At 62.1% G+C, this 12,902-nt stretch carries 11 protein-coding genes; 8 read left to right on the top strand and 3 right to left on the bottom strand.

Annotated features, from left to right (window positions below; genetic code table 11):
- Nucleotides 1–201: 201 nt before the first annotated feature.
- Entirely contained in the window at nt 202–858 is a 657-nt protein-coding gene (locus BMX92_RS08085; RefSeq protein WP_093014883.1) for a glutathione S-transferase family protein, read from the top strand.
- A gap of 96 nt (nt 859–954) precedes the next feature.
- A complete protein-coding gene (locus BMX92_RS08080) occupies nt 955–2,082 on the top strand; it encodes a hypothetical protein (RefSeq protein ID WP_093014618.1) in 1,128 nt (375 codons plus the stop codon).
- A gap of 27 nt (nt 2,083–2,109) precedes the next feature.
- Here BMX92_RS08080 and BMX92_RS08075 read toward each other — a convergent pair whose 3' ends face one another.
- Both BMX92_RS08075 and BMX92_RS08070 read right to left on the bottom strand, forming a co-directional pair.
- The gene (locus tag BMX92_RS08075) at nt 2,110–2,754 is read right to left on the bottom strand and encodes a class I SAM-dependent methyltransferase (protein ID WP_093014615.1); all 645 of its coding nucleotides are present in this window, start codon (nt 2,752–2,754) and stop codon (nt 2,110–2,112) included.
- A gap of 114 nt (nt 2,755–2,868) precedes the next feature.
- On the bottom strand, nt 2,869–4,038 hold the full coding sequence (locus BMX92_RS08070) for a polysaccharide pyruvyl transferase family protein (protein ID WP_093014612.1): 1,170 nt from the start codon (nt 4,036–4,038) through the stop codon (nt 2,869–2,871).
- 255 nt (nt 4,039–4,293) lie between these two features.
- Here BMX92_RS08070 and BMX92_RS08065 point away from each other — a divergent pair, with 255 nt between their 5' ends.
- The 3 genes from BMX92_RS08065 (at nt 4,294) to BMX92_RS08055 (ending at nt 6,626) form a co-directional block, all read left to right on the top strand.
- Complete coding sequence (locus tag BMX92_RS08065) at nt 4,294–5,814, top strand: fumarate hydratase (protein WP_093014609.1); 1,521 nt, start codon at nt 4,294–4,296, stop codon at nt 5,812–5,814.
- 70 nt (nt 5,815–5,884) lie between these two features.
- Complete coding sequence (locus BMX92_RS08060) at nt 5,885–6,292, top strand: endonuclease domain-containing protein (RefSeq protein WP_177184962.1); 408 nt, start codon at nt 5,885–5,887, stop codon at nt 6,290–6,292.
- An 85-nt stretch (nt 6,293–6,377) separates the two neighbouring features.
- Nucleotides 6,378–6,626, top strand: coding sequence for a hypothetical protein (locus BMX92_RS08055; RefSeq protein WP_093014606.1), 249 nt, complete (start codon nt 6,378–6,380; stop codon nt 6,624–6,626).
- Nucleotides 6,627–6,711: 85 nt separating this feature from the next.
- Here the strand turns inward: BMX92_RS08055 and BMX92_RS08050 are convergent, their stop codons facing one another.
- On the bottom strand, nt 6,712–9,006 hold the full coding sequence (locus BMX92_RS08050) for a TonB-dependent receptor (RefSeq protein WP_093014602.1): 2,295 nt from the start codon (nt 9,004–9,006) through the stop codon (nt 6,712–6,714).
- A gap of 229 nt (nt 9,007–9,235) precedes the next feature.
- Between BMX92_RS08050 and BMX92_RS08045 the strand changes: the two genes are divergently transcribed.
- From BMX92_RS08045 to BMX92_RS08035, 3 genes are all read left to right on the top strand, one after another.
- Nucleotides 9,236–10,318, top strand: coding sequence for a DUF3667 domain-containing protein (locus BMX92_RS08045; protein WP_093014599.1), 1,083 nt, complete (start codon nt 9,236–9,238; stop codon nt 10,316–10,318).
- 30 nt (nt 10,319–10,348) lie between these two features.
- On the top strand, nt 10,349–11,284 hold the full coding sequence (locus BMX92_RS08040; RefSeq protein WP_093014596.1) for a DMT family transporter: 936 nt from the start codon (nt 10,349–10,351) through the stop codon (nt 11,282–11,284).
- 232 nt (nt 11,285–11,516) lie between these two features.
- Nucleotides 11,517–12,878, top strand: coding sequence for a methyl-accepting chemotaxis protein (locus BMX92_RS08035; RefSeq protein ID WP_093014880.1), 1,362 nt, complete (start codon nt 11,517–11,519; stop codon nt 12,876–12,878).
- Nucleotides 12,879–12,902 lie beyond the last annotated feature (24 nt).

Here is a 12,902-nt window from a genome sequence, read left to right as displayed (position 1 = left end):
ATAAAATTACCTTGCCACGCAAATGCGTGGGGTGGGAAAAATCGGTCATCGACGGCGGTGGAGCCATGTCCCTCCCCATTGCGCAGGATAGCCGAATCACACCCCATATGTTGAGGCGGCCGATCGATCAGGATAGGCTTCATGTCGGTCAGGAGTGCGGGGCGGGAGCGCCCGCGCCCGCCCTGCAAGGAGAGCGACGCCATGATCCTCTATTATCACCCCCTCTCCTCCTATTGCTGGAAGGTGCTGATCGCCTTTTACGAAAATGGCGTGCCCTTCGTCCCCCGCCTGCTGGAGGATGCGGCGGTGGCGCAGGAATGGAGCGCGCTATGGCCGATCGGGCGCTTCCCCGTGCTGCACGATCCGGCGCGGGACGCGACCGTGGGTGAAGCGAGCATCATCGTGGAATATCTGGCCCGGCATGAACCGGGCACCTTCCGCCCCATCCCGGCCGATCCGGACAGCGCGCTGGAGGTGCGGCTGCTCGACCGGATGTTCGACAATTATGTGATGACGCCGGTGCAGACGATGGTCGGCGACCGGTTGCGCCCGGAGGAAGCGCGCGATCCCCATGGCGTGGCCGCCGCGCGGACGCTGCTGGCCAAGGCCTATGCCCTGCTCGACGCGCGGCTGGCCGGGCGGCGCTGGGCCGCGGGCGAGACATTCAGCCTGGCGGATTGCGCCGCCGCGCCGTCGCTCTTCTACGCCGACAGGATCGTGCCGATGCGCGCCGGTTTCCCGACGCTGGGCGCCTATCTGGACCGGCTGGAGGCGCGGCCGAGCGTTGCGCGGGTGCTGGAGGAGAAGCAGCCCTGGTGGCACATGTTCCCCTTCGCAAAGGATAGGCTGGCCGATTAATGCGCTGCCAATAGCGCAACACGGCCCGTCAATTCCCCCTTGCCCCTCCCCGGATTGCCCCTTAGGCCTTAAGGGAAAAGGGACAAAGACGCGATAATGAGTACGGATAACGATTTGGCGAAGGACGTTGTTCTTTCGCCTCAGGATTTGCCATCTCCCGACGTTCTGGCCGACATCTTCAAAGAATATGGCTTCGATGGCGCTCGGTACAAGGATATACATGCCGACCTCCAGGGGATGGATGTCCCGTCGGCGACCATGCATTTCGCGGCCCATGGACTGCATGAGGGGCGTTCGCCCGGCTTCACATTGAGTGCACCGCAAATTCAGGCCCTGCGCGCGAACGAATGGGCCCATTCATGGGGGCAATTGCTGGCGCGCTGCATATTGGCGAGCACGGTCAACCATGTTCGCAACCTGCCGCCAAGCCACACGCCCGGCCCGCTGATGGACTTGCTGGGCGGCGGCGTGGATTATATGCCTGCGCTGATCATCGGCGACAGCCACTCGGCCTTTCTCCACGACGCCAACACGATGCTGAAGGGCGGCATCCTGCCGGCGCCCATGTTGTGCCTGGCCGGATCAGCGCGCGGCCTGAGCAACCCCGATTCTCGCGGCGGCCACAGGCGACTGATCTTCAACCGCCTAGCGACTTTCGGACGGGCGCTCACCCATCGCCCGATCGTGTTTCAGTTCGGCCAAGTGGATATCGAATTCGTGTTCGACATGAAGCGTATCCGGGATGGCGTGACAGCCTATGATCCCGCCCAACATCGCAGCTTCATCGAAGAGACGGTGGAGAAATATACGCTGTTCCTGCGCGAATGTCGTACCCGATCAGCGGGGCGCATCATCGTGATGTCCGCGCTGCCGCCGGTGCTGGACGATGCGACCGTGCGCGATGGCTATACCCACGCCCATATCGCCGAGCTCAATGATCGGCATGATGTGACGACGCTACGCGATCAGCTTCGTTCGCTGGACTATCCCGACATGCTGGAACGCACCGAACAATCCCGTTATTTCAATCGCCTGATGGAATCAGCCTGTGCGGATATGGGCATCGCCTATATCGAGGAATTCGATTCCCTGCTGGGGCCTGACGGCACCGTCCGCCGTGAATTCACGACGGAACAGGACCATCATCTGTTCCTGAATCCCGCGCCGGTGAAAGACCGCATCCTGGCCTGCGCGCGCAAGATCAACGCCATCGCCATGGCATGACATGCAATAGTGACGGGCGACCATGCTTCATAGCGGGGGGCGTTGAAGCAAGGTGAGCCCGTCCAGATCCTTCACCCGTCCCCACTCCATCGCGATCTGATCGACCACCTTCAACCCGGCGCGATCCGCCATATGGGTGAAGATGGCGTTCGACATGAAGTTGCGGTTCTGCGGATTGTCCGTCCATATATTGGTCGGATAGAGGCTGTAATTGGAGTGATGGAACAGGGCCAGACCGCCAGGCTGAAGCACCCGGCGGGTTTCCTGAAGATAGCCCCAGATGTCGACCAGTTCAAAATGGACCATGGCATCGTAGGAAAAGACGCTGTCATAGACCGAGTCATCCAATGCAGACAGGTCGACACCATTATTGGCATAATAGTCGATCTTTCCGTCCCCATCGAACCTTTCGCGGCAACGGACAATATTCTGCTCCAGTGCATCGACAAGCGTGATCCGGGAAGCCTTGTCCCTATATTGCGGGACATGGCGCCCATGGCCGGCCGCCAGTTCGAGCACCACGTCGCAGCGCAGACGCGCAAAGAACCGTACGAAGGGCGTATGATCGCCCCAGAACTGGGCCAACAGTTCCGGCTTTGCGGCATGATCATAATAGTTCGTGGCTTCATGCACCTGCAAAATATTGTGCGTCGCTTGCGCTTTTTCCATCATGCCCTCCCCTATTCCCCTATCGGGGGGCGGACCAGAAGTCCCCCCAACAGCTATCTATTTTCTCCCCGCATGAAGCGGCAGAGCGTGTCGGTCGGCCGACGGGTGGATTGGCGATCAGGCCACTTCCTGCCGCGCAGACATGGCCTCCAACAAAGTCTTCATATGGCTGGTCATGACCAGATTGTTGCGTTGCAGGAAATCCCCATATCGGCGCGCGAGCGTAGCACGGTTCCGATCATATTCCGCCCAGTCCACATCCAGCAACGCCGGTATCTCCGCTCGCGTCAGACCGTCGACATAGTCGCTAGCCAGAATATAGGGGATTTTCATGGTCTGACACAGTTCAAGCGTACGTCCATCATGCACGATGCACACCGCCGGCACCCCGGCCTGCAAAGCAAGCATCACACCATGTATTCGTACGCCGATCACAAAATCATAGCGCCGATATTGTTCCATCCAATGATCGACATCGCAGAATACATTACCGAACCGGCGAGCCCATAGCAGCAATTCGCCCATTTCTAGCTCAGGCAGAATATAATCGCGAAGCCGCCTCAATTCGTCATGCGACATTTCATTACGGCCGCGGAGCAATTGCACCATCGGCAAATCGCTCTGCGCGATATAGGCGCCATTGGTGACAGTGACGAGACGAGCGAGCGACTGCTCCAACTTCGCCAGTCCGGTCCATCCCGAATGCCCGGCGCAAACCGCGATGCGCCTGATCGGCAGCTTCGACCGCTTGGCAAGTTCCTTACCCAGTTCAGGGTTGGGATTTATGAAATGCGACGGACAGCCGAGGATTTCGATATTATCGCCAAATCCCAACCCTTCCATCACCCGGGCGGTGAATTCACCCCGCACGGTCACATTGGGCGCATTTGTCGGCGCGCGATCGATCATTGCCCGCAACCAGGCAACGGTCCCAGGCGGCACGCTGCCAATCCTGCCCAGCATGTCACTTTGCGCACCAAGACCGATAGCGACGAAACGCGAGGTCAATTGTTCAAAAATCTTTGCGAATTGCTGCATGTCAACATGCGGCCCGACCTGATTAGCGACCGGCACGATCCCGACATTTCCGGCAGAATTGATCACATCGACGGGATCAACCCAGGCCACTCGCTTGGCGAGTTCGATTTCTTTGACAATGCCATAATGAAAAGCAAAATTGCCGGTGTTACCTCCAGCATGATACAGAAGATCTTCCGTATCATATGAATAACTACCCGGAATAGACGTATCAAGACCGAACAAAAACTGATTCTCTTTCTTGAACATCAAATCTCTCTACAGTTTAACTTCATCATTTAGCATCTACGCAATGCCGACTGCCTATACCACCCTCCGCCTTCATATCAGGAGGAAGGATATAAGCGACGACTGACTAAATCACGCCTGCGCAAGAGGCGCAAAGCTTTTCTCACCCGGCCTAGCCCGCCCGGCCCCAACGGCTGGACTCATCCCCTCAAAGGCCTATAGCCCGCCCTTGCAGGGACCCGCCACAGGCGGGCCGCAATATAGGGACCAGGGTAGATGACCGTCATCAAGACCGCCGACCTCATCGAGAGCGTCGCCGACGCGCTCCAGTTCATCAGTTACTATCATCCGATGGATTATATCCGGGCATTGGGCACCGCTTATGAGGCCGAAGCCAATCCGGCGGCCAAGGACGCCATCGCCCAGATCCTGACCAACAGCCGCATGTGCGCCGAAGGCCACCGGCCGATCTGCCAGGACACCGGCATCGTCAATGTCTTCGTGAAGTGGGGCATGGACTGCCGTCTGGACGATAACAGCCGGTCGATGCAGGACGTGATCGATGAGGGCGTTCGCAAGGCCTATCTCAACCCCGAAAACCGTCTGCGCGCGTCGATCCTGAAAGACCCCGCCTTCAGCCGCCAGAACACCAAGGACAACACGCCCTGCGTGCTGAACGTGGAGATGGTGCCGGGCAACAAGGTCGTGATCGACGTCGCGGCCAAGGGCGGCGGCTCCGAGAACAAGACCAAGTTCAAGATGATGAACCCCAGCGATTCGATCGTCGACTGGGTGCTGGAGATGGTGCCGCAGATGGGCGCGGGCTGGTGCCCGCCCGGCATGCTGGGCATCGGCATCGGCGGCACAGCGGAAAAGGCCGTGGCGCTGGCCAAGGAAAGCCTGATGGACCCGATCGACATGGGCGAACTGAAGGCGCGCGGCCCGCAGAACAAGATCGAGGAACTGCGGATCGAGATTTTCGACAAGGTCAATGCGCTGGGCATCGGCGCGCAGGGTCTGGGTGGCCTGGCCACCGTTCTCGACATCAAGATCCACGACTATCCCTGCCATGCGGCGGGTAAGCCGGTGGCGATGATCCCGAACTGTGCCGCCACGCGCCATGCGCATTTCACGCTGGACGGGGCAGGTCCGGCCTATCTGGAGACGCCCAAGCTGTCCGAATGGCCGCAGGTCGACTGGAAGCCCAGCAAGGAAGCGATCAAGGTCGATCTCGACAATCTGACGCCGGACGTGGTGCAAAGCTGGAAGCATGGCGACCGGCTGTTGCTGAACGGCAAGATGCTGACCGGCCGCGACGCCGCGCACAAGCGGATCAAGGATATGCTGGCCAAGGGCGAGACCCTGCCGGTCGATTTCAAGGGCCGCGTGATTTACTATGTCGGCCCGGTCGATCCGGTGCGCGACGAAGTGGTCGGCCCGGCTGGCCCGACGACCGCGACCCGCATGGACAGTTTCATGGACATGATGCTGGAACAGGGGCTGGCCGCCTGCGTCGGCAAGGCCGAGCGCGGCCCGGCCGCCACCGAGAGCATCAAGACGCACAAGAGCGCCTATCTGATGGCGGTCGGCGGCGCGGCCTATCTGGTCGCGCGCGCGATCAAGGAAGCCAAAGTCGTGGGCTTTGAGGATCTGGGCATGGAAGCCATTTACGAATTCACGGTGGAGGACATGCCCGTCACCGTGGCCGTGGATAGCGAAGGTCAGAATGTCCACCGCCTCGCCCCGCTGGTGTGGCAGGAGAAGATCAAGCGCGAAAAGCTGCTCGAAGGGGCGTGAGCCTGCCTTATTCCTCCCCAAGCTTGCTTGGGGAGGGGGACCGGCGAAGCCGGTGGAGGGGAAATGCGCAATGCCCCCGAAACGCGAAACCGTAGAGAAGGCGCGCAAGCTACACCGCGCCCTCTCTACGCCCGAAGTGGCGTTGTGGCAGTGGCTGCGCGGCAGGCCGGACGGATTGAAGTTCCGGCGACAGCATCCGGCCGGGCCCTATATATTGGATTTCTATTGCCCTTCGGCGCGGCTGGCGATCGAGGTGGATGGCGGCGGCCATGACTTCGCCGAACAGGTCGCGCATGATGCGCGGCGGGATGCGTGGTTGCAGGCGCAAGGGTATCGCGTGCTGCGGGTTCGGGCTGTGGATATTTTCAGGGATTTCGATGCGGTGGGGCGGCAGATTTTACACTGCTGTTGCGCATTGCCCTCCACCAGCCTTCGGCTGGTCCCCCTCCCCATGCTGCGCATGGGGAGGATTAAGTGATTGATACGGATCAAGGCGGTGCGTGAGACGGGAACCCCGTTTCTCGCGCCGCATTATGTCCGGCACCCCCAGCCGGAGTTCACCCATGGCCTTCACGCAGCTCGAACCGCCCTTGCCCGTCACCATCGAAGGCAAGGGCAAGGGTTATGCCTTCGCCGTCATCGACTATGGGCAGGAGCATAATCTGATCTGGGTGACGGGTCTGAGCGACAGCGGCGAGATATGGTGCGCGCCCAATCCCTTGGTGCGGCTGGAATCAAACTGGACCATGGGACGCGTGATGCCGCGCAGCCCGGACTGGACGGAAGCGATACCCACCACCAAGCCAAGCTGACATGCAAAGGGCGCGCCACCCAATGGATGGCGCGCCCTTTTTCTGGCTCACCCCATGCTGCGCATGGGGCCGAATACCCTTATTCTTACAGCTTGCCGCTGAGCGACACGCCGATGATGCGGGGTTCGTTGAACACCGGCGCCATGTAATTTTCGATCACGCCCTTCATATTCTTCTCACCCGTGATGTTACGGGCGAAGGCAGCGATCTCATATTTGCCGTCCGGGGCGGTATAGCCGATCTTCAGGCCACCTTCGAAGTCACCCTTCGAGTAGAACTCCTTCGTCTTGTAGAGGACGAAGTTGGTGTAGCCCTGAATATTCCAGTCGGTCGCCGCGAACAGCTTGCCGCCATTGCCCAGCGGCACGTCGTAGCGGGCCGCGATGTTGGCCGTATATTTCGGCGCGTTGGGCAACGGGTTGCCGTCGATCTGGGCGAAGACGCCGCGCGAATTGGTGACGGTCGGGTCTTCCACGGTGCAGACGACCACGCCGTTCAGCGTGCAGACCTGCGCATAGACATTCTTGTCGTTTATCTCGCTGTGCAGCAGGCTGAGGCCGGCCGACAGAGTGAGGTTTTCGAACGGACGGGCTTCCAGATCGGCTTCCAGGCCATAGGCCTTGGCCGCGTCGGCGTTGAACAGGACGCCGTTGCCGTTCACGTCATTGCCGTTCAGCTGAATATCCTTCACCTTCCAGGCGAAGCCCGACAGGTTGAAGCGCAGGCGATTGCCCAGCAGGCTGGTCTTGATGCCGCCTTCATAGGACATGATCGTTTCCGAATCCGCCGTGGTAAAGTCGCTGTTGAACACGGCCGAGCGACCCTGAATGGTCGGGCCACGGAAGCCGCGCGCGACGCGGGCATAGAGGCTGACTTCGGGGGTCACTTCATACAGGGCGCTGACGTCCCAGCTGGGTTCCTTGCCGGTCAGCTTCACATAGCGACGGCCAGTGTAGGTCGATACGCCCGCCGCATTGGCGGTGGCGCGGACCAGACGGGTTTCCTTCGTATCCTTGGTGTAGCGGCCGCCGGCGGTGATGGTGAAGCCGGGGACGACTTCATAGCTGGCCTGACCGAACAGGCCCCAGCTTTCATTCTTGTTGCGCAGGCGCACCCAATTGTTGGGGTTATGCGCGGCCGTCGTCAGGAAATAGGCGCGCTGATAGAAGTCGGTGGTGTCACGGCTGTCGAAATACATGCCGCCGACCTGCCATTTGAAGGCGCTGTCGCCGTTGCTGGCGAGGCGGACTTCCTGGCTGAGCTGGTCGAGATCGCGAACATTGCCCTGGCTCTGGCCGAAGCCGTTCGCCACACCGGCCACCGGATAGTCAGCACCTGCACCGCCGTCCGTATCGCCACGGCTGTAGCCGCTGGTAGTTTCATAGGCGGTGATCGAGGTCAGGGTGACGGGGCCCATGTCGATCGCGATGTTTTCCGACGCGCCATAGGTCTTGTAGGCTTGCGGGTTGTTCATCGCTTCGTCGAGGGCGATCTTCGAACGGGGTTCGCCCGCCACGCTGTTGCTGCCCTTGGTCAGGCCGGCGCGGTGGAAGATGGTCGAGGTGCCGTCATAGTCGCGGGCATGGACGCTGGTCAGCATCGAGACATTTTCGGTCGGCGTCATCAGCAGCTGAAGGCGCACGTCCTTCTCATTATAGCCGCCCATCGCGTCCTTCTTCGGCGACACGGTGCCGTCGGCGCTGGGGCCTTCATAGGTGTTGTCGACCCAGTCGTCGCGATGCTGGTAAAGGGCCGAGACGCGGAAGGCGAGCTTGTCCGCGACGATCGGGCCGCCGATGCCGCCGTCGAAGGTGACGGTGTTGTAGCTGCCATAGCTGGCCTGGGCGCGACCCTGCCAGTCCATGGTCGGACGGTTGGTGTCGAACTTGATGATGCCCGCCGTGGTATTGCGGCCGAACAGCGAACCCTGCGGGCCGCGCAGCACTTCCACCTGATTGACGTCGAACACGGGGTTCGACTTCAGCACGACATGCTCCAGCACGACATCGTCCTGGATGATCGACACCGGCTGCGACGCGCCGAGATAGAAGTCGATATTGCCGAGGCCACGAATGTAGAAGCGCGGGAAGATGCGGCCGGTGGTGGTTTCGGCATAGAGGCCGGGCACGCGGGCGGCGAGTTCGAGAATGTCGCCGCCGCCGGCGGTCAGGTTGCGCAGCGCATCGCCCTGCACGACGCCGACCGAAACCGGCACCTTCTGGAGATTTTCGGAACGGCGTTCGGCGGTGACGACGATTTCGCCCAGCGCGCCATCATCGGCGGCATTGGCGCCTGCGTCCTGCGCATGGGCAACGCCGGTCAGCGCGCCAAAAGCCGTGGTCAGCAGCAGCGCCGACCGTCCGAAAGTGAATTTGGACAAGGTAATTCCCCGATATTCTGTTGCTTTGCGACCAGAATGCAGGCGCCCCTGCGCACCGCATTCGGATGCGATGGCGGCTAGGCCGCTTTTGTGGCGGGATGGTGACGGGCGGCGCGGCTCGACCGAATTTGTGTCAGAATATTGCGGAGCGTTGTAACATAGCAACACATCTTCGCCATGCGTCAAGGTGACTGGCAAGCGTCATACACCGCTGATATCCTGTCTCCCCATGACAGGGGAAATCGAAGCAGCGGGTGACATGATCACCGGGGGCATGATGGCGCGGGCGGTCGAGCCGGGCCATGGCGAAGCCGGGCATGGGGCCGGGCATGGGGCGCATGGAGAAGGCCATGGCGCCTGCCTGAATTGCGGCGCGAACGTCGATGGCCATTATTGCGCCAATTGCGGGCAGGCGGCGCATGTGCATCGCAGCTTTGCCGCGATCGGCCATGATCTGGCGCATGGCGTGCTGCATTTCGAGGGGAAGATCTGGACCACCCTGCCCGAACTGGCGCTGCGGCCGGGCAAGCTGACGCGGCGCTATATCCAGGGCGAGCGGGCGAAATTCGTGTCGCCCTTTGCCCTGTTCCTGTTCAGCGCCTTCCTGATGTACGCGATCTTCTCGCTCACCAGCCATCATGGCCCGACAGACGCTGTGCAAGGCGTGAAGATGGACAAGGGCGCGCAGGCCGAACTGCGCAGGGAGCAGGCAAAGGCCGACGCCCATATTCGCGAGATCGAGGCGAAGCTGAAGGCGCCGGGCCTTTCGGCCGCGCGCAAGGAAGCGCTGACCGAAAATCTGACCGACGCGCAGGCGGAGCGCAAGGGGCTGACGCTGGCGGGCGACCTCACTGATTCGCTGGTGGGCGAAGGGGTGAATGGCGGCATCGCCAAGACCGTGGGCAAGGCGGTGAGCGCGGCGGCGGAGAATCCGGAATTCGCTTATTACAAGCTCAAGGCCAATGCCTATAAATTCTCCTGGTCGCTGATCCTGATTTCCCTGCCCTTCCTGTGGCTGCTCTTTCCGTTCAGCCGCCGGTTCAAGATGTACGACCATGCGATCTATGTGACCTATTCGATCGCCTTCATGTCGCTGCTCTTTTCGCTGTCGATGCTGCTGACCGCCGTGCATGTGACCAGCGGGCTGGTGACGCTGGTGCTGCTGCTGTTCGCCGCCTGGCACATGTATCGCCAGTTCAAGGATGCCTATGCGCTGTCGCGGACCGGCACGCTGGTGCGGCTGCCCTTGCTCTATGGCTTTGCCTGTGTGTCGCTCTCGCTCTTCTTCACCTTCCTGGTGATGATGGGGTGACGCGCTTCGTTCGCCCTGTATAGGGCGGGCATGATCACCTCCCCTCTCTGGCTGCCTGCCACGCTGATGGCCGGCGCGACACAGGCCTGGCGCACCGCCGTCCAGCGCCGGGTGAGCCACAGCCTGTCGATCAATGCCGCCGGGCTGGTGCGCTATCTGTACGGCATCCCTTTCGCGCTGCTGATGCTGGGCGGCTATCGCCTGCTCTTCCCCACGCCCTTCCCGGCGATCGGGTCGCAATTCCTGCTCTTCTGCGCGGCGGGCGGGCTGGCGCAGATCATCGCCACCAATTTGCTGATCATGGCGTTCCAGCATCGCAATTTCGTGGTCGGCACCGCTTATTCCAAGACGGAGGCGGTGCAGGGCGCGGTCCTCTCCTTCCTGTTGCTGGGCGAGCGGCTGGCGCCGCTGGCCTGGGCGGGGATCGGCTGCGGCGTGATGGGCGTGATGCTGCTGTCGACGGGGGGCAAGCGGATGGGGCCGGGCGATTTCCTGCGCGCGCTGGGGCAGCCTGCGGCGCAGACGGGCATCGCATCGGGATTCTTCTTTGCCCTGACGGCGATCGGCATTCGCCGGGCGACGCAGGAGGTGGGTGGCGACGATCGCATATTGGCGGCGCTGACCGTGCTGTGCGCGACGGTGCTGTTGCAGACGCTGTTGCAGGGCGCCTGGCTGATGCTGCGCGAGCCGGGCGAGATGCGCCGGGTGATGGCAAGCTGGCGCGTGTCCGGGCAGGTGGGCCTGCTGTCCGCGCTGGGCAGTGCCTGCTGGTTCACCGGCTTTGCCACCGCGCCGGTCGCGCTGGTGCGGATCGTCGGCCAGATCGAGGTCGCCTTCACCATGGCGTTCGGGCATTTTTACCTGAAGGAACGCATGCGCCGCAGCGAGGCGATGGGGCTGGCGCTGGTGGTGACGGGCGTCGTGCTGGCGCTGGCGGGATCGATGCTGGCGGGGTCGCAGCGCTAAGAGTATGTTTGGAAAATGCGCGGAAGAGCGCATTTTCAGTGCCGCACCAGCCCACACCCCCACCCGACCTCCCATCAGGATACCATGTCTGGGAGGTCGGGTGGGGGTGTGGGCTGGTGCGGATGCGCCAGGGGCGCATTTCCGAACAGACACTAACGCTTATTTTACCATGGTGCGATAGCCCGGTGGCGTGGGAAACGAAGCGCATTCGCAAGCCGTCGCCAGCGCGGTCATGAAGGTTGCCAAATTGTCTGGTGACCTGGGCATCCGCACGCTCGATCTTCAGGCTGATATCAGCGAACTGGCCGACCGGGTGACGCAGCAGGCGCACACGATCGAGGCGATCAGCGGCGCCGCCGCGCAATTGTCGCGCGATGGCGACAGCGTGGCGTTAGCCGGGCAGGATGCGCGCGAAAAGGCGATCGCCGCCCGCGCCATCATCGATGATTCGGGCCGGCAGCTTTCCGTTGCGAACAGCAATTTCGTGGACCTGATCGAACAGGTCAGCCGCATCCATGCGCGGCTGGACGGCTTTGGCGAGGCGCTGAAAACCGTCGCCCATGTGACCAGCGTGATCAGCGGCATCGCCAGCCAGACCAATTTGCTGGCGCTCAACGCCACGATCGAGGCCGCCCGCGCCGGGGACGCCGGGCGCGGCTTTGCCGTGGTCGCCTCCGAAGTGAAGAAGCTGGCGCAGGAGACGGCTGCGGCGACCCACACGATCGAACAGTCGATCGGCGCGCTGACCGGTGAGGCGGGCGGCATGCTGGCCAGCATCACCCATGGCGCACAGACCGCGCGCACCGCGCTCAACGACACCAAGAATATCGAGTCGCTGGTCGACCGGCTGGGCGCGCTGATGCAGGGCCTGTCCAGCAACAGCGATTCGGTGGCGTCGCGCATCGCCTCCATGGTGGGATCGGCGGGCGAAATCCGCACCGGCCTGTCGGCGCTGGCGAGCACATCGACCGACAATGCCGACGGGCTTCAGCGCCTGTCCAGCCGGGTATCGACCGCCAGCGACGACACCAACGACCTGCTGCAATATCTGGCCGAAAGCGGCGTCGACATTCCCGATTCGCCCTATATTCGCTTCAGCCTGGAAAGCGCCGAGCAGGTCGGTCACGCGATCGAGCGTGCGATCGACGCGGGCGATATCAGCGAGACGGCGGTCTTCAGCGAATATTATGCGCCGGTCACGGGCACCAATCCACCGCTCTTCACCCATCCGGTGCAGGCCGTGATGCTGCCCGCCGCCCGCGCGCGGCAAGAGCAGGCGCGCGGCTTTGCCGGCCTGTTCGGCATGACCTTCACCGACCGCAATGCCTATGGCGCGATCGCCATGCCGGAGCGCGCTCAGCCGCAGCGGCCGGGCGACCTCAACTGGAACCTCGAACATTCGCGCCAGGGCGTGATCTTCGATTTCCCTGACACGCGCGAGCAGGCGAAGATCACCCAGCCCTTCTGCATCAAGGCCTATCGCCGCCTGACCGCCGAGGGCGAAGTGATCCTGCTGAAGCAGGTGATCGCCTCCATCCATGTGAAGGGCCGCCACTGGGGCATCCTCCAGATGGCCTATCGGGATCAAGGGTAACAGCCTCTGATCAAATGCCGCGGC

The organism is Sphingobium sp. YR768 (assembly GCF_900111125.1).
GTDB lineage: Bacteria > Pseudomonadota > Alphaproteobacteria > Sphingomonadales > Sphingomonadaceae > Sphingobium.
The sequence above is the reverse complement of the archived record's forward strand: the minus strand, read 5'-3'. Positions and strand labels throughout refer to the sequence as shown.